Origin of the sequence: Archangium sp. Cb G35 (assembly GCF_001896145.1) — a bacterium.
GTDB lineage: Bacteria > Myxococcota > Myxococcia > Myxococcales > Myxococcaceae > Archangium > Archangium violaceum.
Genome location: NZ_MPOI01000003.1, coordinates 89269 through 110817 on the forward strand (window position 1 = coordinate 89269; position 21549 = coordinate 110817).

Below are 21549 nucleotides of genomic sequence, written 5' to 3' on the forward strand. Positions count from 1 at the left end.
GCCGTACGCGTCAGCGGACCTCCAGCTCGTGGAAGAGCACCCCATCCAGCTCCAGGCGCCGCACCGTCTCCACGAAACGCTCATTGGCGACGATGAGCGTTCCGCTCTGCCTCAACCGGAAAAGGTCGGGCTCCGAGGGGAGCGTAGCGGCATCGAGGATGATGGGCTCCGGGAGGGTGAGGAAGTCATTCCCGCAGGTGGGGCATGGGGGCTGGAGGTCTGGCGGCAGGCAGTCGGGGTGGAACTGGCCGTGCAGTTCCATCTGCAGCTCGAGCAACGTGGGGGCATGTTTGGTGCGGAAGCGGATGCGGGTGGGGCAACCCTGAAGGCCCCGCACGCCCGCTTCCTGTAAGCGCTCCAACGCCTCGCGGCGCAGGCACAGCGCCCAGGGCACATACAGATCCAACTGGCCGAAGTAACCCACCCCGGTGCCTTGCAGGGGCCCGAACAGTGTTCCTGGCTCCAGCATGGCTCCCGGAGGGACCAACGGGCGCACCACCTCCCGCAGCCGCTCGATCTCCTTGAGTGGGACGGGCCAGAAGTCGGACAGCTTCTTCAACTCGTGCGGTGGCAAGCTGGACAGGTCCACGCACGGGTATTCGAGGCCTGCCCCCGCCCCTCCGCATTTACATGTCGGGCAGGGCTCCAGACCGGGCAACCCCCACTTGTGCGCGGCATTCAGATAACCCGTGTAGCGTGGCGAGGGGTCTCGCTCGAGTTGATAGAACTTCATGCGTTCATGTCTCCATCCTCGGCGGTCACGGACCGAGGAGTTGGGGGCCTGGAGGGGAAACCGTGGCGGAGTACGGCATGAGGGGACCGACGATGTCGAAGCGGAAGGCGAACTCGAACGCCGTGCGCAGCAACTCCTCCGGCGACACACGGCGATACCGGTTGGCGCGCATGAATTGATCCCACGCCGCGTTCCACGCGCCGCCCCGCGCTCCACTGTGGATGCGCAAGTGCACATGCTCCGGAATGAGCATCGTCCACTGATGGATGTTGATACCTTGGATCTTGAACCACTGCGCCAGTTTCTCCTGCTGCGGGAACAGGTGGTGTTTGATCAGCCTGCCTTCGAGCCGGGGGAAGGCCGGAAGGTAGCCGTGGCGGTACTCGAAGTGGAACGTCATGCGGGGCCGGACACCATCCCTGAGCCCGGCACGCCTCCAGTTGCGCTGCGTACCAGGGGTGCGGAAGGAAGGACGGGAGCCGCGAGCCAGCTCCGCACCATGGCTCAGCTGCGCGCGTGCGACCGCCTCCGGATCCACATCCTCACACCCGAAGATGCCGCACTCGCCCTCTTCACAGGCCAGCACGACACACCGATCGGCGTCCGCGTCCTCACAGGCGAGGGCATCGTCATGCTCCGTCGCCTCCCACTCACGCACCACGGGTGAAGAAGTGGCGCACGCGGCCAGCAGCAGCGCGGCGGGAAACAGCGACAGCAAGGAGCGAAGTGGGAAGAGCCTGTGCATCCCGTCCCCTTGTATCAATGACGCGGAGGCACCGCGACGCACGCGCAGGCCCATGCGGTCCCGCTCGTGGTGTCTGGCATACTTAGGTGCGTGAGCCTTCACCACCGGAAGCCGTGCCCCCCTCCCCCGAGCCCGTGCCCGTCTCCGTCCTGGAGGCGCCCATGAGCGCGCTGGAGTCCGCCCTGGCCGCGTGGCGCTCCGCGCTGGGCGAGGAGCACGTCGTCACCGAGCCCGAGGCGCTCGCGGCCGCGGAGACGGCCACCTTCGCCACCACCCAGCGCATCCCCGCCATCCTCCGCCCGGCGAGCACCGCCGAGGTCCAGGCCTGCCTGCGCATCGCCCAGGAGCACCGCGTCCCCGTCTACCCGGTGAGCACCGGACGCAACTGGGGCTACGGCTCGCGCGTGCCGCCCCGGGACGGCAGCGTGTTGATGGAGCTGGGCCGGATGAACCGCATCCTCGCCCATGACGAGAAGCTCGCGTATCTCACCGTGGAGCCCGGCGTCACCTTCCGCCAGGCCCATGCGTGGCTGCGGGCCCGGGACTCCCGCACCTTCATCACCTCCATTGGTGGCTCCCCGGACGCGAGCATGGTGGGCAACGCGCTCGAGCGGGGGGACGGGCGCGGGCCACACGCGGACATCTTCCAGCACGTGTGTGCCCTGGAGGTGGTGCTTCCCACGGGCGAGCGGGTGGAGACGGGGCTGGCGCGTTTCCCCGGCGCCCGGGCCGCTCCCGTCTTCCGCTGGGGCGTGGGCCCCTCGCTGGACGGCCTCTTCAGCCAGTCCTCGCTCGGCGTGGTGACGCGCATGACGTTCTGGCTCGCGCGCAAGCAACCCTACCTCCGCGAGTTCTTCATCTCGGTGGACGAGGACGCGCAGCTCTTCGAGCGGTTGGACAAGCTCCAGGAGCTCGCGCTGGACGGCACGCTGCGCAGCAGCTTCTTCTTCTGGAACGACATCAAGGCGCTCAGCCTCGCGCAGCAGTACCCGTATGCCGCCACCAGTGGGCGCACGCCCCTGCCGGCCTTCCTGCTGGATCAGTTCCGCGAGGGCTTCGGCCGCTGGGCCATCAGCGGCGCCCTCCACGCCCCGGACGTGGACATGGGCGCGGTGCTGGAGCGGCGGCTGGCCTCCGCGCTCGAGGGACTGCCACGCCCGCTGCGCCTCTCGCCTCCTTCCGTGGACGGAGAGAGCCCCTTCCAGGGCGTCCCCACGGACATCAACCTGTCCATGACGTACTGGCGCAAGCGCACGCCCAAGCCGGACGAGCCCCACCCGGACCGGGATCGCTGCGGCTTCATCTGGTGCTCGGTGGCCCTGCCCTTCACGGGCGAGGAGGCCCAGCGCGCCGTGGCCATCGCGGACCGCCTCCCCCGCATGTTCGGCTTCGAGCCCAACCTGGCGCTGCTGGCCCACTCCGCCCGCTGCCTGTACCTCGTCGTGGCCCTCGCCTTTGATCGCGACAAGCGCGGCGAGGACGAGCGCGCCCTGGCCTGCTACCGGGCGCTGGCGCGCGAGCTCACCACCGCCGGCTACTACCCCACCCGCCTGGGCCTCCAGTCCGCGGAGGACGCCCTGCCCACCGGGGATGACTCGGCCGCGCTCCTGCGGCGCCTGAAACAGGCCGTTGATCCGGCCGGCATCCTGGCCCCGGGGCGCTATGTGCCCGGAATTCCTGGGGAAGACCCCGGGTAGTCCCGGGAAAATTCACGAAAAATAAGTGTGCAGGAAACTCCCCGCGATCACCGCCGATAACCTGTTCAACGCCGCACTCGCCAAATTCCCCTGGAGCCCCCCGTCATGACCTCGATCTCGCGTTCCGCTGAGTTCAACCGCTACCGTCCCGTGTCGCAGAGCCGCGCTGAGCCGGGTGCGGAGCGCAACCAGGCGCACCGTGAGATCCAGCGGGACTTCCGCGCGGACAACAACCCGCAGCGCCAGGCGGACATCGACGCCGCCGTTGCCAAGCAGAAGCGTGGCGAGACGCTCAACCCGCACGAGCAGGGGCTGATCGACGGCCAGCGCCGCACCACCAGCACCACGCAGACCAACAGCCCCGGCCAGACGGCCACCCAGAAGACGCTCGAGACGAGCGGCTTCGAGCAGGAGCTGGCCTCCGGCAGCGTGGGCGCGGAGTGGGCGGCGTTCCAGGGCTCGCACACCTCCGGTGATGTGAACGGCTCCTTCCACAACACGGTCGAGGGCCAGGCCCTGACGGCCGGCGCCAGCGCCAACGGCTCGGTGGCCTTCGACCCGGCCAACGGCAAGGTGATCGCCTCGGGCGGCGCCGAGGCCCAGGCCAACCTGGTGCGCGGCTCCGTCGAGGGCCACGTGGACAGCCCCGTGGGGAAGACCTCGTGGCAGGCCGAGGGCAACGTGGGCGCCGAGGCCAGCGTGCAGGGCCAGGTGGTGGTGGATCCGCTCAACGGTGACGTGGCGGCCACGGTGGGCGGCGAGGCGTTCGCCGGCGCCCGCGCCAGCGGCGAGGTGTCGCAGGAGATCGGGCCGGCCACCGCCACGGTGGGCGCGGAGGCCTTCGCCGGTATCGGCGCCGAGTTCGAGGCCAACGTGGGCCTGCAGGACGGCAAGCTGTCGGCCAACTTCGACGTGGGCGCCGCGCTGGGCATCGGCGGCAGCGTGGAGTTCGGCGTGGAGCTGGACGTGGGCAAGGCCGTGGACACCGTGAAGGACATCGGCGGCGGCATCAAGGACGCGGCCGAGGGCGTCAAGGACTTCGTCACCGCCTGGTAGTCCCTCGCGCTGACCGCTGTACCCAGGGGCCTCGCTTCGGCGGGGCCCCTTCGCGTTTCCAGCCCACGCTCGACAGCCCCCGGACCCTGGGGGACACTCCCACTCCATGAATCCTCTCGAGAAGCTCCTCGCGGCGGGGCAGCTGGCCCAGGCCCACGCGGAGGCGAAGAAGGTCCTCGCCCGTCAGCCCACGAACCGCGACGCCCTGGTGGTGCTGGCCAAGTTGACCCTGCTGCAGGGCAATCTCCCGCAGGCCGAGGAATTCATCACCAAGGCCGAGGCCCAGGGTCCCACCGGGGACACCGTGCTGCTGCGCGCGAACGTCGCCGCCCAGAAGGGCCAGCTGGACGTGGCCCTCAAGGCCTACCAGCAGGTGATGGCGAAGGAGCCCAAGCGCGCCGAGGCCCACTTCGGCCGCGGGATGATGCTCATCAAGCAGGACAAGACGGAGCAGGCGCTCGAGTCGCTCGCCAAGGCCGCGCAGCTCGACCCGGCCAACTCCGTCTTCCTCTACCGGCTGGGGCAGGTGCAGGTGGAGGCGGGCAAGGACGCCGAGGGCCTCGCCACGCTGCGGCAGGTCATCTCCAAGCACCCCCGCTTCATGCCCGCCTACCTCAGCCTGTCTCACGCGCTCGCGTCGCGGGATGACCTGCTGGGGGCCAAGCGCGTGCTCGAGCAGGGACTCAAGGAGATTCCCCGCCACCCGCGCCTGCTCGGGACCCTCACCGTGCTGAGCATGGCGCTGCGCGACGTGAACGCCTCCTACAAGGCGGCCTCGGCGCTGGCGGCGAGCCGGCCCAGGGATCCGGACGCGCAGGCCAACCTGGCGCAGCTCATGCTGGCGCGTGGCCAGTACCAGCAGGTGCTGCACCTGTGCCGCACCATGGACTCGCTGGGCCTGGCCACCGAGTCCCTCAAGATGGCGGAGGCCACCTGCTACGAGGCGGAGGAGCCGCCCGCGTACGACAAGGCGGTGGCGGCCTACGAGGCGGGCATGGGCCTGGCGCCCGACGGCTGGCGTGCCGCCAACAACCTCGGCCAGTTGCTGCTGCGCATGGCCGAGGAGAACGAGGCGCAACACCTCACCCGCGCCATCACCGTGTTGGAGGAGGCCACCCGGCGGGCCCCTCAGCGGCCCGAGCCCCTGCTCAACCTCGCCCTGGCCTTCGCGCGGGCGGAACAGCCGGCCAAGGCGCGCGAGCAGGTGAAGAAGGTGCTGGCCCTGCCCCTGCCCGAGACGGACGAGGTGCGGCAGGAGGCCGCCCGCCTGGAGCAGGCGCTGGCGAAGGCCTGACCCCCTGGCGGCCCCCGCCCGGGGAAACCGCCCGGGTGTAGAATCGGCCTCGACAGGAGGCCGGCATGAGGAGCGCGCTTCACGAGCGATTCCGCACCCTGGGTGAGCGCTACCGCACCGAGCGCACGAAGCAAGGCCGCCAGCGGCGCAAGGGCGAGGCGGCGGCCCCGGGTTTCGATCGCGCGGCGTTCCGGTGGCTCGGCGACGCGGGCCTGTTCCGCGTGGCCCTGGAGCCCTCCATGGGGGGCGAGGGACTGCCGGGCGCGGTGCATGCGCTCGCGGGCTTCGCGGCGGGCTCGGGAGACCTCGGGCTGGCCACCTCGCTGCTCGCGCACCTCGTCTGCGTGCGGCTGCTGGCCCGGGCCGGCACGGAAGCCCAGCTCGCGCGGCACCTGCCCCGGTTGCTGTCCGGCGAGTGGGTGGGCGCGGTGGCCAACACCGAGCCCCGCGCGGGCACGGACCTCCTCGCCCTGCGCGCGCGCGTGGTGCCCACGCCGGAAGGCCCCCGGCTGGACGCGCGCAAGTGCAGCATCACCAACGTGGGGCCCGCGGACCTGGCCATCGTCTCCGCGCGGCTGGGCGGCGTGCCTCCGGCCCACGCGGTGAACCTCTTCCTGGTGGAGACGGCCTGGCCGGGCGTGCACCTGCGCCCGGTGACGGACCTCACGGGACTGAACACCTCCGCCACCGGCAACCTCATCGCCCGCCGGGTGGTGCTGCCCGAGGACGCGCGGCTCGGCGAGCTGGGGGACGGAGTACGCCTGTTCCGCGCCACCTTCACCGAGGAGCGGCTGCTCACCGGGGTGCTGTACCTCGCGGCGGTGCGCCGCTGTCTGGAGCGCGGGCTGGCCCACGCGCAATCGCGCCGCACCTTCGGCGAGCCCCTGGGGCGCCACCAGTACATTCAAGAGCGGCTGGTGCGCATGCGCGTGGCCGAGGAGACGCTGGAGGCGCTGCTGGACGCGACGCTCGGCGCGCTGGCCCGGGGCGAGGAGGTGTTCGGCACCCTCTCCATCCTCAAGCTGCACGGCGTGGAGGCGGCGGTGGACGCGGCCCAGGGCCTCATCCGGATTCTCGGAGGCAAGGGCCTGCGCCGGGGCGAGGGCGCCGAGGGAATGCTGAGGGACTTGCTGTGCCTCTCCGTCTTCGGCGGCACCGTGGAGCTGCACAAGGTGGTGCTCTACAACGAGACGGTGAAGGCACGCGGGAGGGCCCGGCCCGCCGCCAGCGTGGACGAGTCGCTCGAGGTGCACGACACCCGGCAGCTGCCGCCCGGGCTGGAAGCGGAGCTGTGCGCCCTGGTGGCCCGCTGCATCCCGGGGGAGCCCGCGCTGCATGGCCGCTACTACTACGATACGCGGCCGGACCTGGTGGTGACGGTGCGGCGGGGCGGAGTGCTCGCGGGCTTCCGTGCCATCACCTTCCGCGAGGTGATGCTGGGCGGCCGGATGGTGAAGGTGGCGGGCCTGGGCATCGCCGTGGCGCCCGAGCACCAGCGGCGGGGACTGGGCACGCTCCTCACCCAACACGTGCTGGGGCTGCTCGCCGGGCGCGGCGTGGAGCTCGCCCTCGCCTTCCTCATCACCCGCGCCGGGGAGAAGCTGCTGCGCTCCTCCGGCTTCTCCCGCCTCGGCGCCCCGGTGACCTACCTCGCCCGGGACGACGGCCGGCTCGTCACCGAGTCCATGCCCGCCTACGCCCTGGCGCTCGGCGGCTCCGCGCTGCTGGAGGAAATCGAGGCCCGCGGCGGGCTGCACCTCGGCGTCGGCGTCTGGTGAACCGGGCGCGGTTTGCACCACAAACTGGTTGTTGACACCGAGCAGGCGGGCGGGTTACCTCTTGGTTTGTAGTGCAAACCTGTCTGCCCTGCTGAAGGGGGAGGCCACCATGTCCGAGCAACAGCTGCAGCGCATCCAGTTCGTGACGACGTACTACGACTGGGTGCAGGGCCTGCGCTTCGTGCCGCTGGGGGTGGTGTACCTCGGCTTCGCGGCGTGGATGGCGCTGCCCACGCCGGAAGGGGTGGACGCGAAGAAGCACCTGGCAATGGGCATCCTCGTCATGCTGGGGGCCTCGGTGCTGGCGCTGGGGTGCTACGCGCTGCTGGGGCCGTACTACCGCCGGAGGTTCGGCGAGGTGCGCCGGAGCGTCACCACGAATCGGCGCATGAATCGGGCCCTCGGCGTGTCGGTGGTGGCCGGGCTCGCCGTGGGCGTGCTCACCGTGGTGCTCCACAAGTCCATGCTGGCGAACCCAGCGGAGCCTCCGGTCGTCTGGATCCTCTCCGTCTCGGCGGTGGGGCTGGCGTGGTACTGGAAGTGGAGCGGCGGGGTGGCGGGCCACTACCTGGGCGTGGCCGGCGGCTTCGTGGCGATGGCGGTGCTGCACGCGATGGATGCCAACCCGGTGTACGCGCTGCTGAGGGCCCTGCCCTTCACGTCGGACGCGTGGGCCGCGGGAGTCACCCTGTCGGGGATGTGGGGTCTGGCCGTGGTGGTGATGGGGGTGATGGACCACCGGCTGCTCGTGCGCACGCTGGGCCATGAGCCCGAACCGGAGACCGAGGAGGTGCCGGGATGAAGGCGCCTTTCGAGGAGCTGGCGGCGCTGGACAGGCTCATCCACGAGCCCGCGCGGCTGGCGCTGCTCACCGCGCTGACGTCGTGCGAGAGCGCGGACTTCCTCTACCTGCAGCGGCTCACGGGCCTGTCCAAGGGCAACCTGTCCAGCCACCTGGCGAAGCTGGAGGAGGCGGGGCTGGTGGCGGTGGAGAAGCAGTTCAAGGGGAAGACGCCGCTGACGCGCATCGCGGTGACGAAACCGGGGCGCGAGGCGGTGGAGCGGCACTGGCAGCAGCTGGAGCAGTTGCGCAGCAAGGCCCGGGGCTGGGTGCCGCAGGGCACGGACTGAGCACGGACACATCGTGGAAGAGCACACGGCCCTCGCGCGCGGCGGGAGGGGCCGTCACGGGAGGGGTACGCCATGATCGAAGCGCGGAGGTTGACGAAGCACTACGGCGGCTTCACGGCCGTGAAGGAGGTGAGCTTCACGGTGGCCGCCGGAGAGGTGGTGGGGCTGCTGGGCCCCAACGGCGCGGGGAAGACGACGCTGTTGCGCATGCTGGCCGGAGTGCTGACGCCCTCGGAGGGGGAGGGCCTGGTGGACGGGGCGAGCACGGCGGCGGACGCCTTCCGCGTCAAGCAGCGGCTGGGCTTCCTCTCGGGGGACACGGCGCTGTCGCAGCGGCTGAGCCCGCGCGAGGTGCTCACCTTCTTCGGCCAGCTGCACGAGCTGGAGCCGGCGCACCTGAAGCGGCGCACGGAGGAGCTCATCGCGCGTTTCGAGATGGGCGCCTTCGCGGACAAGCCCTGCGGGACGCTGTCGGCGGGGCAGAAGCAGCGGGCGAATGTGGCGCGGGCGTTCCTGCATGACCCACCGGCGCTCATCCTGGACGAGCCCACCACGGCGCTGGACGTGCTCTCCGGACGCTTCCTGCTGGACGCCATCCGCGCGGCGAAGGACGCGGGCAAGGCCATCCTCTTCTCCACGCACGTGATGGGAGAGGTGGACTACCTGTGTGACCGGGTGGTGCTGCTGCACCAGGGCGAGGCGCTCGATCAGGGCCCCATCCCCGAGGTGTGTGCACGCGCCGGAGTCCGCACGCTCACCGAGGCCTTCCTCCACTACCTGCCCTCGCGGTCCGCCTGAGAGGTGTCCCATGCGTTTCGCCATTGCCTACGCGCTCTTCCGGAAGGACTTGCTGGAGGCCCTGAGAGACCGGCGCACGCTCGCGCTGCTCGTCGGGGTGCCGATGCTGCTCTACCCGCTCATCCTGGTGGGCTCCGTGCTGATGTCCGGGATGGCCAATCAGCGGTTCCAGGAGCAACCGTTGAAGCTGGCCATCTGGGGGCCCGCGCCCGCCTCGGTCCTGGAGCAGATGGAGAAGGCGGAGCACGTGGAGTGGGTGGAGCGCCGCGACGCGATTCCGGAGGCGCCCGCCCGCGAGGCCCAGAAGCTGATGGAAGAGCGCCAGGTGCAGGTGGTGCTCACCGTGAAGACGGTGCCAGTGGAGGGAGCCGGGGAGAGCCTCGTCCTGGAGCTCTACTTCGACACGGGGCGCCTGGGCTCGGCGGTGGCGCGCAAGCGGCTGGACAAGGTGCTGGAGGGGGTGCGGCTGCACGCGGTGCGAGGCCGCTTCGAGCAGGCGGGGCTGTCGCCGGAGCTGGCCGAGCCGCTCCAGGTGAAGGAGACGAACTTCCGCTCGATGGGCATATGGCTGGCGTGGGTGCTGCCGTACCTGCTGCTGTGCGCGCTGGTGATGTCGGGCTTCTACCCGGCCATCGACGTGACGGCGGGCGAGAAGGAGCGGGGCACGTTGCAGACGCTGCTCTGCGCGCCAGTGCGGCCGCTGGAGGTGGTGCTGGGCAAGTACGGGGTGGTGAGCATCTTCACGCTGGGCGGGGCGCTGGTGAACCTGGGGGCGATGGGGCTGGCCATCGTGGGAATCGCGGGAGGGGCGATGGGGCGGGTGCACGTGAGCGTGGGCGTGTTGGCGGCGGTGTTCGCCGCGCTGGTGCCGCTGGCGCTGCTGGTGAGCGCGATGCTCGTGGCGGTGGGGGTGATGGCGCGCAGCTTCAAGGAGGGCCAGAACTACCTCACGCCGCTGTTGCTCGTGGTGATGGCGGCGGCGCATGCGGCCATGGTGCCGGGGCTGGAGCTGACACCCGGGTTGGCCATGGTGCCGCTGGTCAACGTGTCGCTGCTGCTGCGCGAGCTGCTGACGGCGAAGGTGTCGGCGGGGATTTTCGGAGTGGTGTTCACGACCACGCTGGCCTGGGCGGTGGCGGGGCTGCTCTTCGCGGCGCGGGTCTTCGAGAGCGAGCAGGTGCTGCTGTCGGGAGAGAAGCCGTGGAGGGACGTATTCGGCCGGAAGGTGCGGCGGGGAGACCACTTCTCGCCCGGGAGCGCCCTGCTCTACTTCGCGGTGGTGCTGGTGGGCTCGCTCTTCGCGGGGGTGCTGCTGTGGAAGCGGCTGCCGATGTGGGGCGTGCTGGCGGTGAGCCAGGTGGGCATCTTCCTGGCGGTGGCGGTGCTGTGGGTGAAGCGCTCGGGAGCGGACATGCGGGAGGTGTTCTCGCTGCGGCTGCCCACGGGGCGAGGGGCACTCGCGGTGCTGCTGCTGGTGCCGGGGGTGTTCGGCCTGCAGGGAGTGCTGAGCCGGGTGCTGGAAACCGTATCGCCGCCGGGGACGGAGGAGTTCATGCGGCTGCTGGAGCTGCTGATGAAGGAGAGTGCCCGCTGGCCGCTCGCGTTGGCGCTGGCGGTGGTGGCACTGGCTCCGGCGGTGTGCGAGGAAGCGGCCTTCCGAGGGGTGATGTTGTCGGGGCTGTCGCGCACGGGCTCGCGCACGGTGGCGGTGGTGGGCAGCGCGCTGACCTTTGGCCTGCTCCACATCCACCCGGTGCACGTGCTCATCGCCGCGGTGGTGGGGCTGGTGCTCGGCTACGCCACGCTGGGCACGCGCTCGCTGCTGGCCGGAGTCGTCCTGCACTTCGTCAACAACGCCAGCAGCGTGCTGTTGGCGCGCATGGAGACGCAGCCGGCGTGGACCCAGTCCTGGCAGGTGACGCTCGTGCTGTGCGTGCCCGGGGTGGTGGCGCTGTGGCTGCTGCGCGGGGAAGCCGCGGTGCCGGCCCCTGAGCAGATCTCGCCCGTGCCGCGGCCCAATGCAGCCTGAGAGCAAGGCACTGCGAGCCAGGGAGTCTCAGGCCTGTCCGCCCGGAGTAGAGGGCGGCGGGCCACGCCTCAGCGGGTCCCACGTGTACTCCTCCGTGGGCGTCAGCTTCATGTTGGTGAAGCCATGCCGGGCCACGAAATCCGCGAAGCGCTTGGAGACGACAATGGAACCGGGCAGACCGCGGGCGGTAAAAATGTCGTCGCCATTCCAGCTGCCCTGTTCGAGAACAACCCCGTGGATGGAGTCTACTCCGGTCTCACGGCACCAGTTACAGGTGATGGGCGAGGAGCGCCGGATGCAGCTGCGGGCCTCATCCACCGCCGCACTACCGAAGACGGGCGTGACCAGGAAATAGCCAGGCACGATGGAGGGTTTGGGCCCTCGGCGCTGCCTGCGCACCCGCCTCACTTCCACGGGGTGGAAACCCTGCAGCCTCCTGAGGCCCTCCGAGCGGAAAGCCTCGGCGAAGCGCTCACTGACGAGCGAATTGCCAACCCCTCTCATGAAGTCACCCAACTCCTGACCATAGAGGTCCAACGTGACACGATAGGGAGGCAGCCACGGCAACATGCTGATGAAGTCTCCACATCGAGGGCATCGAGCGGCTTCACCTACGTTGTCGTCGTCATCGATTCTGCCGAACTCGGCATCGTGGACTCCCCTGTATTCATCTTTCAAAACGAAGAAGCGCGGTACCATGGTGGATTCAGTAACCCTTGGGGAACCATGCCCGTCCTGGAGCCCCGTCTACGGGAAGGTGACCTTGGGCAGCGTGATGATGCGTCCCCGCTCGTCCCACAGCGTCAGCGTCAACTCACCACGAGCCTGCGCGTAGGACGCATCCACTTCCACGATGACCGGTTTGAGCTGGCCGGGCGCGATGTCCTCGTCCTGCCGGAACTTCAACCCCCTCATCTCCACGCCCCGCGCGTCCACCAGTGAGCCTCCGGCCACTCGCCACGGCTCTGGCCCGGAGTTGCGCAGCCACACCTCCGCCGCCACGGTCTTGTTGGCACGGTAGCTGATCCCACTCACCCAGGAGAGGCCCCCTTCCGGCTGCCCGGGCCGTTCCGGGAAGATCGCCTGGGCCTGCACTCCGCTGGGCCCCATCGTCTTGCTGGCGATGAGGCTCCGCAAATCCCCCGACTGCGCGAGCAGGGCCTGGGTTCGCGCCAGCGCCTCGCTCAGTTGCGCCGTCCTGGCACGCTCTTGCAGCAACTCCTGCCGGAGCGACTCCCGGGTGCGCGCGTCGCGCGACACCTCTACCTGGTGTGTCGCCTGCCCCGAATGGCCCACCAGCATCAACGTGGTACCGCTCGAGGCCGGTTCTCCCTCGAAGCGCACCGTGAGCCGCAGCCGTTCCCCCGCGCTCATCTCGGGGGGCGGCATCACCGTGAGCAGTTTGCGGTTACGCACCACCGCCTCGAAGTGCACCTCGTCCTGCAGATCCACGCTCACGGGAGCGTCGAAGCGCAGGCTCGTCGTGAGCCCCGGACTGACACAGATCTCCCGGGCCGCGGCGGAGGGCTCGAGTGCCAGTTCGATGCGCTGGACGTCCTCGCAGCGAGCCACCGGGGATGGCTCCACGACGGCGCCTTGAAAGGGCAGGAGTGCCAGGAGGGACCAGAGCGGGGATGAGAGCACGGAAGACGGCCTCCAGCGCGGGACTAGCGGAAGCTGAACACGGACATGATGCGGGGATCCCACCAGATGTGTGCTTCCTTCGCCGTGCTCCCCGGGCGCATCTCCCAGCCAACGCCCGCGGGAGACACCCACTCCAAGCAGACGGGCAGGATCTCCCCTCCGGGCAGAAGGGCCTCGCTGAAGCGGCCATAGACCCGCCCCGTCCCGAAGATGGCCTGGCCCCGGAAGCGGGTGTGCTCCGGCAGTCTTCCCCAGGTGCCCAGCATCTCGACGGTGACCTCGCCCTCGCGGATGACGGCGATCCGGGTGCTCTCGAAGGCGGGAAAGATGGTGGGCTGCACCTCTCCCGCGGGAATCTGGAACCGCTCGCGGGTGGCGGCGGCTCCGGGCGGGCACTCGGCCGGAGCGGGAGGCGGGCGCTGCGCGCTCGCACAGCCGGAGCCAGCGAGACAGCCGGCGGCGAGCAGGGAGCGGGTCGTCTGGGATTTCTTCATGGCGGGTTCCTCGCTTCGCGGCGTCGCACGGGCGACTGGCGCGGAAGTGGAAGGGGGTGACGCCTCGGAAGCCGCGCCCTGGTCAACTTCTCCCGTCGTATGAGCGGACGCGACTTCCTGGCGTGGGACAGCCTGCTGCGACGGGAGAGGGGTGGTGGACGCGGGACGTTGGGTGGCTTCTGGCCGGCGCGCGGAGATTCCCCACAGGACGCCCCCCAGCACGGCCGCACAGAGCCCGGCGGCCCAGGGCCATCTCCGTCCCTCCGGACGAGAACGTGGCACCGGAGCCGGCTCGGGGCGCTTCTCCCGCTTCCCCCCGGGAAACAGCGGCACGCGCCAGGAGTCATCCGCCCGGGCCGCCGCGTCCTTCAGCGCGTCCTCCAGGGCCTCCTCGAGCGCCACGGCATCCGCGAAGCGGGCCTCGGGCGCCTTCTCCAGCATGCGCAGACACAGCGTGCCCAGTGCCGGGGGCACCCGCGGGTTGAGCACCTGGGGAGCCGGAGGCGTCTCCTCGAGGATGACGCGCATCAGGCCGGGGTTCTTCCTGTCCCCGAAGGGCAGCTCGCGCGTGAGGAGCCAGTAGAGCATCACCCCCAGCGCCCACAGGTCGTCCGACGGGCCGAAGGGATAGGGCTCGCCCTCCCACTGCTTCGCGAAGCGCAGCGCCTCGGGGCTGCGGTACTCCGGGGTGCCCGGCGGCAGTTGCATCGTCAGGCGCCGGGCGCCCTCGTACGCGGCGGCGCCGAAGTCCACCAGCACCGGCTGCCCGTCCGCCTCGCGCATGACGATGTTGGCTTCCTTCACGTCCCGGTGCACCACGCCTGCGGCATGCACGTCCGCCAGGGTGTCCACCAGCGGCACCAGCACCCGCTCCACCAGCTCGAGCGCGGACGGGTTCTCCTCGCGGACCCACGCGTCCAGCGGGAGGCCCTCCACCAATTCCAGGGCCAGGACGAGGAAGCGGGGCGCGTCCTCCGGCCAGACGCTGTAGCCGAGGAAGCCGACGACATTGGGGAACTGGGCCCGGCGCAACGCGTCCACCTCGCGCTCGCCCCGGGGGCCCATGCGCACCAGCTTCACGGCGAAGCGGCGCCCATCCCGGGAGGCCCTGAAGACGGTGCCGAAGCTGCCGGTGGCGATCTTCCCCTCGAGGGTGAAGCCCGCCACGCGCCCGCCCACACCGGGCCCGTCCATCTCATCGTGCATCCACACCCACCTCCAGCGGTCAGGTTACCCGACCGGTGGGTGGGGGCCCCGGACGCACTGGGTAGGGCCTGTTTCACAGGACGTCTTTGAGAAGCCCGCTGAGAGGCTCGGTGAGAAGCCCGGTGGGAAGCTCAGTCCACCTCGATGGCGGTGACGGCCAGGCCCGTCTGTCCGAGCTGCTCGCCGTCGCCGCTGCCACACACGGGGCAGCGCAGCAGGTGGTGCTCGGGGGCGTAGGTGCGGCCACAGGTGCGGCAGCGCGCCTCCACGTGGATGAGGTGGAGCAGGAGCCGGGCCCCCTCGGCCGGCGTGCCCCGGGCGTGGGTGGCGAACTGGGAGGACAGCCGCTCCGAGGACAGGGACTCCGTCTCCGCCACCCAGCCGCGCACCACACGGATGCGCGAGGTCCGATGGAAGACGGACCGCTGGAGGACGGTGTCGAGCACCTGCCGGGCGAGCGCGGACTCGTACATGGGACACTCTCGGGGGGAAGGACGCGGGGGCGGCCGTGCCAGCGTACGTGTCCGCCCCGAGCCGCCGCGAGCAGGGGGCCCCAGGCACGTCATCCGGCCAACGGTTGTCCCTCCCACATCCGGCACCGGACCGAGGGCTCGGACTCGTGGGAGGGGGCGTGTGACGACGTATTGATGCACCCGCGAGGAGCCGAGCGCATATGTTCCCCCGCATCGGCGTTCCGGAGGGTGACATGGACGAGCAGGGCGTACACATCGAGACCCATCCCCGCGAGGGAGATCCACTGCTGCGGGCGGGCAGACCGGACCCCTGCGTCATGGTCCTCTTCGGGGCCACGGGAGACCTGGCGCAGCGCAAGCTCTTCCCGGCGCTCTTCGAGCTGGCGCGGCAGGGGAATCTGCCGGAGCACTTCGCGGTGGTGGCCTTCAGCCGCTCGGAGCACAACCTGGAGCAGTTCCGCGCCCAGGTGAAGGAGGGGCTGAAGAAGTTCGCCCGCACGCAGCCGCTGGACGAGGCCACGTGGGAGCGGCTGTCCTCGAAGCTGGAGATGATGACGGGGGCGTACGACGACCCGGCCTCCTACCAGCGCCTGAGAGATCATCTGGAGCGTACCGCCGAGCGCTTCGGGACGCAGGGCAATCAGCTCTACTACCTGGCCACGCCGGCCTCCACCTTCCCCTCGTTGCTGGAGGGCCTGTCCGGCGCCGGGTTGCTGTACCGGGAGAGCGCCGGGGAGAAGCGGCCCTGGAGGCGGCTCGTCATCGAGAAGCCCTTCGGGAGGGACCTGGCCACGGCGAAGGAGCTCAACCGGGCGCTGGCGGCGGTGCTGGACGAGAAGCAGATCTTCCGCATCGACCACTACCTGGGGAAGGAGACGGTGCAGAACATCCTCGTCTTCCGCTTCGCCAACGCCATCTTCGAGCCGCTGTGGAACCGGCAGCACATCGACCACGTGGAGATAACGGCGGCGGAGAAGATTGGAGTGGAGGGGCGAGGGCGCTTCTACGACGAGACGGGCGTCATCCGGGACATGGTGCAGAACCACCTGTTGCAGGTGCTGGCGCTGTGCGCGATGGAGCCGCCGGTGTCGTTCGCGGCGGAGGACATCCGGGACGAGAAGAACAAGGTATTCCGCGCGCTGCGGCCCATGGTGGGGAGCGAGGTGGAGAAGTACGTGGTGCAGGGGCAGTACCGGGGCTACCGCGAGGAGCAGGGAGTCGCGAAGGACTCGAAGACGCCCACGTACGTGGCCTTGAAGACGTACGTGGACACGTGGCGTTGGCAGGGGGTGCCCTTCTACGTGCGCGCGGGCAAGGGCCTGAGCAAGCGGGTGACGGAGGTGTCCATCCACTACAAGTCCGTGCCGCACTGCCTCTTCAACACGAGCGACACGTGCCAGCGGTTGCAGCCCAACGTGCTCACGCTGCGCATCCAGCCGCGCGAGGGCATCGCGCTGAGCTTCGAGTCGAAGGTGCCGGGCGAGGACATCAACATCGCCGGAGTCACCATGGACTTCGACTACGCCAACAGCTTCCACAAGCCGGTGCCGGAGGCGTACGAGCGGCTGATGCTGGACTGCATGCGGGGCAACACGACGCTCTTCGCGCGGCAGGACAGCGTGGAGCAGGCGTGGGGGTGGGTGACGCCCATCATCGAGTCGCTGGACTCGGGGAAGGGAGGAGCGCTGCACACGTACGAGCCTGGGAGCGCGGGGCCGGACGCGGCGTCGGCGCTGCTGGGCCGGGACGGACGGCGGTGGATGGAGCTGAAGGGATGAGGCCGGCGCCCATCGTGGTGGAGAAGGAGGAGTTGGGGCGGGCGGGCGCGGACTGGGTGGCGCGGCAGTTGGTGGAGGCGGTGGCGGGAGGCCAGCGGGCGAGCCTCGCGTTGTCGGGCGGGAGCACGCCGGGGCCGGTGTACCGGGAGCTGGCGAAGCGGGACGTGCCGTGGGCGCTGGTGGACTTCTACTTCGTGGACGAGCGCTTCGTGCCGCCGGACCACCCGGAGAGCAACTACCTGTTGGCGGAGGAAGCGCTCTTCAAGCCGCTGGGGGTGCCGCCGCATCAAATCTTCCGGATGCAGGGAGAGCGGGCGGACCGGGAGCAGGCGGCGCGGGACTACGCGCGGCAGTTGCCGCCGGTGCTGGACGTGGTGGTGATGGGGATGGGCGAGGACGGGCACACGGCGTCGCTCTTCCCGGGGCACGAGGCGCTGAAGGAGGAGGAGCAGCGGGTGCTGGCGGTGGTGGGACCCAAGCCGCCGCCGTGGAGGATGACGCTGACGTTGCCGGTGCTGAGGTCGGCGAGGAAGGTGCTGGGGCTGGTGAGTGGGGCGGGCAAGCGGGACATGGTGCGGCGGGTGCTGGCGGGAGAGGACCTGCCGGCGGCGAAGGTGGAGCACGCGCAGTGGATGATGGACCGGAGCGCGGCGGGCCAGGAGTAACAGTCCCCTCCCCCGCCAATCACCCCTCTCCCCTCGGGAGAGGGACGGGGTGAGGGTATCGAGAACCCAGGGCTGAACGCCGTGAGCCCACGGCGGGCACAGGAGTCAACGCAATGACCACAGCACACGCGCAGTTCGGAGTGGCGGGGATGGGAGTGATGGGGCAGAGCCTGGCGCTCAACGTGGCGGACCACGGCTACCGGGTAGCGGTGTGGGACCGGCACCCCGAGCGCTTCGACGAACTGCGGACGAAGGGCGCACCCGAGAGCCTGAAGGGCCACGCGAAGCTGGAGGACTTCGTGGCGGCGCTGGAGCGGCCGCGCCGCATCATGCTGATGGTGACGGCGGGAGCGGCGGTGGACTCGATGATGGAGAAGCTGGAGCCGCTGCTGCAGCCTGGGGACGTGGTGCTGGACTGTGGCAACTCCTGGTTCCAGGACACGCGCAAGCGCGAGGAGGCGTGGAAGCAGAAGGGGCTGAACTTCATGGGGGTGGGCGTCTCGGGCGGCGAGGAGGGAGCGAGGTACGGTCCGTCGATCATGCCGGGAGGCCCGGCCGAGGCGTACGCGGTGGTGCGTCCGGTGCTGGAGGCGATCGCGGCGAAGAGCGAGGCGGGGGTGTGCGTCACGCACGTGGGCCCGGACGGAGCGGGACACTTCGTGAAGATGGTGCACAACGGCATCGAGTACGCGGACATGCAGCTGCTGGCGGAGACGTACGACTTGCTGCGCCGCGGGCTCGGGCTGCCGGCGGAGCAGGTGGCGGACCTCTTCGCGAAGTGGAACGAGGGCATCGCCGAGTCCTTCCTGCTGGAGACGACGGTCAAGGTGCTGCGCAAGAAGGACGGGGAGACGGGCAAGCCGCTGGTGGACATGGTGTTGGACAAGGCGGGCCAGAAGGGCACGGGGAAGTGGACGGTGCAGGTGTCGCTGGACCTGGGGGTGCCGGTGCCGTCGATCGCGGGGGCGCTGGACGCGCGCAACCTGTCCTCGATGAAGGACGAGCGCGTGGCGGCGAGCCGGGTGCTACCGGGTCCACAGGGCGAGGGCCTGTCGGCGGAGGAGAAGACGAACCTGGCGGCGTGGGCGCATGACGCGCTGTACGCGGCGCGGGTGGTGACGTACGCGCAGGGAATGCGGCTGATCCAGGCGGCGTCGAACGAGTACAAGTGGAACGTGTCGCTGGCGGAGATGGCGCGCATCTGGCGAGCGGGGTGCATCATCCGCGCGAAGCTGCTCACGCCGTTGCGAGAGGCCTTCGAGAAGAAGCCGGACCTGCCGAACCTGATGTTGGCGGACAGCCTGGCGCCGGTGCTGGGGAAGATGGCGCCGGCGTGGAGGCGGACGGTGGGGGTGGCGGCGCGGCTGGGAATTCCGGTGCCGGTGTTCAGCGCGAGTCTGGCGTACTTCGACAGCTACCGGAGCGCGGAGCTGCCGCAGAACCTGACGCAGGCGCAGCGAGACGCCTTCGGAGCGCACACCTACCAGCGCCGGGACAAGCCCGATGCGGGCTTCGTCCACTCGGACTGGAGCTGAAGCAAAGCGCCCCAGATTCCCCCACTTCGCCCAAATCCCCCACTCCGCCCAAATCCCCTCGCCCCCCGGGAGAGGGACGGGGTGAGGGTATCGAGAATCCCGGGTTGAACCCATGACTCCGCACCTCGTCGCCGGCCCGGTGTTCTCCCATTACGGGTTCAAGAACTGGACGATGCTCTTCCTACCGGAGGAGCTCGTCTGTGTTCCCCACCGCCTCTGGCCGATCTTCCAGATGGGATTCTTCGCGGGTCTCCTCATGCATGGTCAGGCCTACGCCGTGGCCAGGAAGGAGCTGGCCAGGGCGCGCGAGGAGTGGAGCACCGTCGACCGCCGGGCGTATCCGCGCATCTACTTCGAGCAGTAGCGCCCGGCGCCCACTCACACCATGGAGCGGATGGCGGCGAGCGTCTTCTCCACCTCGGCCGTGGTGTTCTGGATGCTGAACGCCACCCGCGCGAAGGGCACGGCGTAGGGCGTGGTCGAGGCGAGGATCCTGTTCCGCTCCGCGAGCCGCTGCACGACCTGCTGCGGCGACATGCCCTTCACGTCGAAGCAGACCATGCCGGAGGACAGCTCCTTCGAGCGGGGCGTGTACAGGGTGACGTGCTTCATCTTCGCCAGGCCCTCGCGCATCTGGGCATTCAACTCGTGGATGCGCTCGGTGATGCGAGCGGGGCCGATGGCCCGATGGAACTCGAACGCGGGGGGGACGGCCCAGTAGTGCTCGAAGGCCTGGAAGCCGCCGGGGGAGAACCAGGTGGCGCGAGCGGGCATGTCGGGAGGCTTCTCACCGGCCCAGGCGAAGAACAGCTCGGCGGACGAGGTGCTCGGCATGAGGGGCCGCATGACGGACCACACCTCGGGGCGGGCCCAGACGAAGCCGGTGCCGCGCGGGCCAAATATCCACTTGTGCGTCCCCGCGGAGAACGCATCCATGCCCATGGCCACGATGTCCGGCGACTCGACGCCGAGCCCATGCACCCCATCGACGACGAAGAAGACCCGGCGATCCGGGGAGCGCTCGCGATTCACCACCGCGAGGGCATCGGCGATGCGCCGGAGCGGCAGCTTGAGCCCACTGCTCGAGTGCACCCACGTCACGCCCAGCACGCGTGTCTCCGGACGGATGGCCTTGCGCAGACGCTCGACCATGTCATCGGCGGAAACACTGTCGTAGGAATCGAAGAGCGGAATCTTCCGCCACGTCGAGCCAGCGCGCTCGGCCGCGAGGCGGATGGCCTCGTGGTGCACGAAGTGGTCGTGCGTGGTGGTGAGGATCTCATCTCCGGGCTTCAGGGGCAGGCCCTGGTAGATGACGGCGAGTCCGGTGGTGGTGTTCTGGGTCAGCGCGATGTCATCCGCGCTCCCGCCGATGTACGAGGCAATCGCGTTGCACACCTTCGCGGGGACGTGCTCCTCGGGCGGCCCACCGAACGCCAGCCGCTCCACGGTCTGGAGCGGGTTGGATTCGAGTTGCTGGCGGTAGGCCGCGATGGCCTCACGCACAGGGCGCGGATGCGACGTGAGGAAGAAGAGGCTGAGGTGGATGTAACTCGGGTCGAGGTCGAACTGCCGCCGCACGGCGCCCCAGTCCTTCGAGTCGAAGGGAGCGGCCCTCGGCTTCTTCTCCGCGGCGACTCCGGTGGGAACAGCACCCGCACCCGCGGCGAGCGCACTGGTGAGGAGAAAACCGCGCCGGCTCAGCATGCACGCAACTCCTTCCAAGGATGGTCATGCAAAGCCTAACGGCGCACGCGCGGGCATTCCATACGCACTTCTCACATTCTCCGATGTTGCAAGTGTTTCATGCCATTGGGCCCGCGTTCACCGGGACTCGGGGGATTTCGCGACCCGCCGCCCGCGGAGCCACACCCTGGCGGGCCAGAGACCCAGCAGCAGCGGTGGCAACCAGCTCGGAACGCCCACCCAGAACGCCCCCGCGTTCGCCGAGGATTGCACCGGCACGAGGGGCCGCGGGTGCTCCGCGTGGATGAACCAGAAGCCCACCCGGTTCCACGAGGAGCGAGGCTGTGGCCTGCGCGGCGCACGGAAGAAGGCACCACCCAGGTCGAAGGCATCCACGGGCTCCGAGGCCGGCATCCAGAACGACTCGGCACCCACCCAGAAGGAGCCATCCCCTGGCCAGCGGATCCGATGATGCGTCCGCCTCACGGCACCTTCCCGCTCCCGGTCCATGTCGAGCCCAAACGAGGTGTAGAAGCCGTAGCTGAACGCCCACATCACCAGGAAGGCCAGACACGGCAGCCACACGGCTCCACGGAGGAGCCCGGTCAGGAAACGAGCGGAGGTCGCTGTCTTCATGCGCGGCCGCATGCTGAAGGGCTCCGGTGGCGTCCATCAACACGCAAAAGAAGCACACTCCACGGAATGCGCACCCGGAGTAGCGGCGAGCATGGAGGCAGGCGGAGGAATGAGAACCCGAGGCGCACGCCCTGCCGCTGGGTTATCTTTCCTCACCCCCCTGGCAGAGGA

At 69.8% G+C, this 21549-nt stretch carries 20 protein-coding genes; 12 read left to right on the top strand and 8 right to left on the bottom strand.

The genetic code is table 11. The features are described 5' to 3' along the window. Positions 1-10: 10 nt before the first annotated feature. Positions 11-733: a double-CXXCG motif protein gene (locus tag BO221_RS10895; protein WP_073560367.1), complete on the bottom strand. Its 723-nt coding sequence runs from the start codon at positions 731-733 to the stop codon at positions 11-13. Between the two features lie 25 nt (positions 734-758). Beyond that, the gene (locus BO221_RS10900) at positions 759-1478 is read right to left on the bottom strand and encodes a TIGR02269 family lipoprotein (protein ID WP_083680938.1); all 720 of its coding nucleotides are present in this window, start codon (positions 1476-1478) and stop codon (positions 759-761) included. Positions 1479-1639: 161 nt separating this feature from the next. Here BO221_RS10900 and BO221_RS10905 point away from each other — a divergent pair, with 161 nt between their 5' ends. The 8 genes from BO221_RS10905 to BO221_RS10940 all read left to right on the top strand — a co-directional run bounded on the left by BO221_RS10905 (position 1640) and on the right by BO221_RS10940 (position 11261). Next, complete coding sequence (locus BO221_RS10905; protein ID WP_073560790.1) at positions 1640-3175, top strand: FAD-binding oxidoreductase; 1536 nt, start codon at positions 1640-1642, stop codon at positions 3173-3175. 105 nt (positions 3176-3280) lie between these two features. After that, positions 3281-4231 (top strand): hypothetical protein, encoded by a 951-nt coding sequence (locus BO221_RS53605; protein ID WP_143195385.1) that lies wholly within the window; start codon positions 3281-3283, stop codon positions 4229-4231. A gap of 106 nt (positions 4232-4337) precedes the next feature. Further along, the gene (locus tag BO221_RS10915) at positions 4338-5525 is read left to right on the top strand and encodes a tetratricopeptide repeat protein (protein ID WP_073560368.1); all 1188 of its coding nucleotides are present in this window, start codon (positions 4338-4340) and stop codon (positions 5523-5525) included. 65 nt (positions 5526-5590) lie between these two features. After that, positions 5591-7303 (top strand): GNAT family N-acetyltransferase, encoded by a 1713-nt coding sequence (locus BO221_RS10920; protein ID WP_073560369.1) that lies wholly within the window; start codon positions 5591-5593, stop codon positions 7301-7303. Between the two features lie 109 nt (positions 7304-7412). After that, positions 7413-8105: a hypothetical protein gene (locus BO221_RS10925; protein ID WP_073560370.1), complete on the top strand. Its 693-nt coding sequence runs from the start codon at positions 7413-7415 to the stop codon at positions 8103-8105. Continuing rightward, entirely contained in the window at positions 8102-8434 is a 333-nt protein-coding gene (locus BO221_RS10930) for a transcriptional regulator (RefSeq protein WP_073560371.1), read from the top strand. The genes BO221_RS10925 and BO221_RS10930 overlap by 4 nt, the downstream gene beginning before the upstream one ends. A gap of 72 nt (positions 8435-8506) precedes the next feature. Beyond that, positions 8507-9232 (top strand): heme ABC exporter ATP-binding protein CcmA, encoded by a 726-nt coding sequence (gene ccmA / locus BO221_RS10935; RefSeq protein WP_073560372.1) that lies wholly within the window; start codon positions 8507-8509, stop codon positions 9230-9232. Between the two features lie 10 nt (positions 9233-9242). Continuing rightward, positions 9243-11261: an ABC transporter permease subunit/CPBP intramembrane protease gene (locus BO221_RS10940; RefSeq protein ID WP_073560373.1), complete on the top strand. Its 2019-nt coding sequence runs from the start codon at positions 9243-9245 to the stop codon at positions 11259-11261. A 27-nt stretch (positions 11262-11288) separates the two neighbouring features. On the opposite strand, the gene BO221_RS56060 is transcribed toward BO221_RS10940, so the two are convergent. The 4 genes from BO221_RS56060 to BO221_RS10960 form a co-directional block, all read right to left on the bottom strand. After that, a complete protein-coding gene (locus BO221_RS56060; protein WP_233165900.1) occupies positions 11289-11960 on the bottom strand; it encodes a hypothetical protein in 672 nt (223 codons plus the stop codon). 48 nt (positions 11961-12008) lie between these two features. Next, a complete protein-coding gene (locus BO221_RS52430) occupies positions 12009-12905 on the bottom strand; it encodes a DUF2381 family protein (RefSeq protein ID WP_073560374.1) in 897 nt (298 codons plus the stop codon). Between the two features lie 23 nt (positions 12906-12928). Continuing rightward, positions 12929-14605: a serine/threonine-protein kinase gene (locus tag BO221_RS10955; protein ID WP_073560375.1), complete on the bottom strand. Its 1677-nt coding sequence runs from the start codon at positions 14603-14605 to the stop codon at positions 12929-12931. A 131-nt stretch (positions 14606-14736) separates the two neighbouring features. Beyond that, complete coding sequence (locus BO221_RS10960; protein WP_043404129.1) at positions 14737-15078, bottom strand: hydrogenase maturation nickel metallochaperone HypA; 342 nt, start codon at positions 15076-15078, stop codon at positions 14737-14739. Positions 15079-15311: 233 nt separating this feature from the next. Between BO221_RS10960 and zwf the strand changes: the two genes are divergently transcribed. The 4 genes from zwf (at position 15312) to BO221_RS10980 (ending at position 19420) form a co-directional block, all read left to right on the top strand. Next, positions 15312-16856 (top strand): glucose-6-phosphate dehydrogenase, encoded by a 1545-nt coding sequence (gene zwf / locus BO221_RS10965; protein WP_073560792.1) that lies wholly within the window; start codon positions 15312-15314, stop codon positions 16854-16856. After that, positions 16853-17521 carry a 6-phosphogluconolactonase gene (gene pgl, locus BO221_RS10970; protein ID WP_073560376.1) on the top strand — a complete coding sequence of 223 codons (669 nt, stop codon included), beginning with the start codon at positions 16853-16855 and terminating at the stop codon, positions 17519-17521. Before zwf ends, pgl begins: the two co-directional genes overlap by 4 nt. A gap of 113 nt (positions 17522-17634) precedes the next feature. Next, positions 17635-19056: an NADP-dependent phosphogluconate dehydrogenase gene (gndA, locus tag BO221_RS10975; RefSeq protein WP_073560377.1), complete on the top strand. Its 1422-nt coding sequence runs from the start codon at positions 17635-17637 to the stop codon at positions 19054-19056. Between the two features lie 112 nt (positions 19057-19168). Further along, entirely contained in the window at positions 19169-19420 is a 252-nt protein-coding gene (locus tag BO221_RS10980) for a hypothetical protein (RefSeq protein ID WP_073560378.1), read from the top strand. Between the two features lie 14 nt (positions 19421-19434). Here the strand turns inward: BO221_RS10980 and BO221_RS10985 are convergent, their stop codons facing one another. Together BO221_RS10985 and BO221_RS10990 are read right to left on the bottom strand one after the other, a co-directional pair. Beyond that, entirely contained in the window at positions 19435-20763 is a 1329-nt protein-coding gene (locus tag BO221_RS10985; protein ID WP_198956095.1) for an aminotransferase class V-fold PLP-dependent enzyme, read from the bottom strand. Between the two features lie 117 nt (positions 20764-20880). Next, positions 20881-21378 carry a hypothetical protein gene (locus BO221_RS10990; RefSeq protein ID WP_143195387.1) on the bottom strand — a complete coding sequence of 166 codons (498 nt, stop codon included), beginning with the start codon at positions 21376-21378 and terminating at the stop codon, positions 20881-20883. Positions 21379-21549: the final 171 nt, after the last annotated feature.

What these genes read in the sequence shown, in the direction of transcription:
- BO221_RS10895 (WP_073560367.1), bottom strand. Translation starts at nt 733, where the DNA reads ATGAAGTTCTATCAACTCGAGCGAGACCCCTCGCCACGCTACACGGGT.
- BO221_RS10900 (WP_083680938.1), bottom strand. Translation starts at nt 1,478, where the DNA reads ATGCACAGGCTCTTCCCACTTCGCTCCTTGCTGTCGCTGTTTCCCGCC.
- BO221_RS10905 (WP_073560790.1), top strand. Translation starts at nt 1,640, where the DNA reads ATGAGCGCGCTGGAGTCCGCCCTGGCCGCGTGGCGCTCCGCGCTGGGC.
- BO221_RS53605 (WP_143195385.1), top strand. Translation starts at nt 3,281, where the DNA reads ATGACCTCGATCTCGCGTTCCGCTGAGTTCAACCGCTACCGTCCCGTG.
- BO221_RS10915 (WP_073560368.1), top strand. Translation starts at nt 4,338, where the DNA reads ATGAATCCTCTCGAGAAGCTCCTCGCGGCGGGGCAGCTGGCCCAGGCC.
- BO221_RS10920 (WP_073560369.1), top strand. Translation starts at nt 5,591, where the DNA reads ATGAGGAGCGCGCTTCACGAGCGATTCCGCACCCTGGGTGAGCGCTAC.
- BO221_RS10925 (WP_073560370.1), top strand. Translation starts at nt 7,413, where the DNA reads ATGTCCGAGCAACAGCTGCAGCGCATCCAGTTCGTGACGACGTACTAC.
- BO221_RS10930 (WP_073560371.1), top strand. Translation starts at nt 8,102, where the DNA reads ATGAAGGCGCCTTTCGAGGAGCTGGCGGCGCTGGACAGGCTCATCCAC.
- ccmA (WP_073560372.1), top strand. Translation starts at nt 8,507, where the DNA reads ATGATCGAAGCGCGGAGGTTGACGAAGCACTACGGCGGCTTCACGGCC.
- BO221_RS10940 (WP_073560373.1), top strand. Translation starts at nt 9,243, where the DNA reads ATGCGTTTCGCCATTGCCTACGCGCTCTTCCGGAAGGACTTGCTGGAG.
- BO221_RS56060 (WP_233165900.1), bottom strand. Translation starts at nt 11,960, where the DNA reads ATGGTACCGCGCTTCTTCGTTTTGAAAGATGAATACAGGGGAGTCCAC.
- BO221_RS10955 (WP_073560375.1), bottom strand. Translation starts at nt 14,605, where the DNA reads ATGCACGATGAGATGGACGGGCCCGGTGTGGGCGGGCGCGTGGCGGGC.
- BO221_RS10960 (WP_043404129.1), bottom strand. Translation starts at nt 15,078, where the DNA reads ATGTACGAGTCCGCGCTCGCCCGGCAGGTGCTCGACACCGTCCTCCAG.
- zwf (WP_073560792.1), top strand. Translation starts at nt 15,312, where the DNA reads ATGGACGAGCAGGGCGTACACATCGAGACCCATCCCCGCGAGGGAGAT.
- pgl (WP_073560376.1), top strand. Translation starts at nt 16,853, where the DNA reads ATGAGGCCGGCGCCCATCGTGGTGGAGAAGGAGGAGTTGGGGCGGGCG.
- gndA (WP_073560377.1), top strand. Translation starts at nt 17,635, where the DNA reads ATGACCACAGCACACGCGCAGTTCGGAGTGGCGGGGATGGGAGTGATG.
- BO221_RS10980 (WP_073560378.1), top strand. Translation starts at nt 19,169, where the DNA reads ATGACTCCGCACCTCGTCGCCGGCCCGGTGTTCTCCCATTACGGGTTC.
- BO221_RS10985 (WP_198956095.1), bottom strand. Translation starts at nt 20,763, where the DNA reads ATGCTGAGCCGGCGCGGTTTTCTCCTCACCAGTGCGCTCGCCGCGGGT.
- BO221_RS10990 (WP_143195387.1), bottom strand. Translation starts at nt 21,378, where the DNA reads ATGAAGACAGCGACCTCCGCTCGTTTCCTGACCGGGCTCCTCCGTGGA.